Origin of the sequence: Streptomyces calidiresistens (assembly GCF_014141525.1) — a bacterium.
Classification (GTDB): domain Bacteria; phylum Actinomycetota; class Actinomycetes; order Streptomycetales; family Streptomycetaceae; genus Streptomyces; species Streptomyces calidiresistens.
In genome coordinates, this window is sequence record NZ_VKHS01001030.1 from 1 (window position 1) to 1612 (window position 1612).

General features: G+C 72.2%; 2 protein-coding genes. Both read right to left on the bottom strand.

The window, feature by feature from the left end:
- Positions 1-15 precede the first annotated feature (15 nt).
- Positions 16-996 (bottom strand): twin-arginine translocase subunit TatC, encoded by a 981-nt coding sequence (tatC, locus tag FOE67_RS25185; RefSeq protein WP_323385487.1) that lies wholly within the window; start codon positions 994-996, stop codon positions 16-18.
- Positions 997-1088: 92 nt separating this feature from the next.
- A complete protein-coding gene (gene tatA / locus FOE67_RS25190; protein WP_182667120.1) occupies positions 1089-1364 on the bottom strand; it encodes a Sec-independent protein translocase subunit TatA in 276 nt (91 codons plus the stop codon).
- Between the last annotated feature and the right edge of the window lie 248 nt (positions 1365-1612).

Consider the following 1612-nt stretch of genomic DNA (forward strand, 5'->3'; position numbering starts at 1 on the left):
GATCGGGTGGGGGGGTCAGGTCACGTCGTCCCAGCCGCCCGGCCGCCGACCGCCCGGCTCACCGGGGCCCGGGGCGGGATCGACCCGGTCGGGCGCGCCGATGGAGGAGGGGGTCAGGTCGATGTCGGAGGCCTCGTCGTCCGAGAGGCCGGCGTCCGGGTCCCGACGACGCCGCCGCCGGTCGTTGAGCAGGGAGATCCCGACCGCGACGAAGTACAGGGCGGTGACCGGGATGGCCAGGGCGATCATGGACATCGGGTCGGTGGGGGTGACCGCGGCGGCGAAGACCGCGATGCCCAGGACCATCGCCCGCCACCAGCCGAGCATCCGCTGACCGCTGACCACACCCCCGAGGTTGAGCAGCACCAGGATCAGGGGCAGTTCGAAGGCGAACCCGAAGGCGATGGCCATCCGGACGGTGATGTCCAGGATGTTGTCCACCGTGACCAGGTTCTCGGCGCCCTCGGCGGTGAAGCCGAGCAGCACCGGAATGGCCCGGGGCAGCAGCCAGTAGGCGAAATAGCAGCCGGTCAGGAAGAGCGGCACACCCACCGCGACCACGGCCCGGGTGTACTTCTTCTCGTGCTGGTGCAGGCCGGGCGCCACGAAGGCCCACACCTGGTACAACCACACCGGCGAGGCGACCACCAGGCCGGCGAAGAGGGACACCTTGATGTAGGTGGTGAACGGCGAGGTCAAACCGTCCATCGTGAGCGACGCGCAGCGCCCGTCCAACTCCTCGGGCGGCGTGCCGCGCGGGCAGGTGGGCAGCGGCGCGGTGAGCAGGTTCATGATGTCCTTGGCGAAGAACATCGCGACACCGGTGACCACCACGATCGCCACCACGGCGACCGCCAGGCGGTTGCGCAGCTCCCGCAAATGTTCACCCAGGGGCATCCTGCCCTCGGGGTCGCGTTCGCGGGCGGCGCGTCGGCCGCGGCCGTTGCGGGCTTTCGCCCCGTCATCCGTGTGCCGGTTGCGGATCGACCCGAGCACCCCTCGTCCTCATCTCGTGCGGAGTCCCGGCCGGCCCCGTCCGGTCGGACCGGCCGGCCCCGTCTGCGACAGCGGGCCGACCGGCCCGGCGCTCAGCCCTGGTGTGTGCTGCTCCGCGGCTCCTCGACCGGGCGGCCGCCGGTGACGTCACCGGGCGCGGCCTTGATGGTCTTCGGGGCGGGGGGCGCCTGCTGGTCGTCCGTCTCCGAGGCGGCGGGGGTGTCGTTCTTCATGGCGCCGGTCTCGCTCTTGAGGATGCGCAGGGACTTGCCCAGCGCCCGCGCCGTGTCGGGCAGCCGCTTCGCGCCGAAGAGCAGCACCACGACGGCGAGGATGATAACGATCTGCCACGGTCCGATCTGGCCCATATCCGTCTACCTTCTCCATACGGGGCTGCGCGGGGAGGTCCCTCGTGCCGGGGAGGCCGCCCGGTGATCCGGGGTCCGGCTCGGCGACACGTTGTGCACGCCCGGCAATCCTAACGCCCGGGGGTGAACACGGGGCAATGCCCGAACGTCGCCCGATATGCGCGCCGCCGCCCACCGGGTGACGGGAGCCCCGGGACGAGGGGGTTCGCCGTGGCCCCCGGGGCGCCCGGGACGGGGATCAGCGGGGG

What these genes read in the sequence shown, in the direction of transcription:
- tatA (WP_182667120.1), bottom strand. Translation starts at nt 1,364, where the DNA reads ATGGGCCAGATCGGACCGTGGCAGATCGTTATCATCCTCGCCGTCGTG.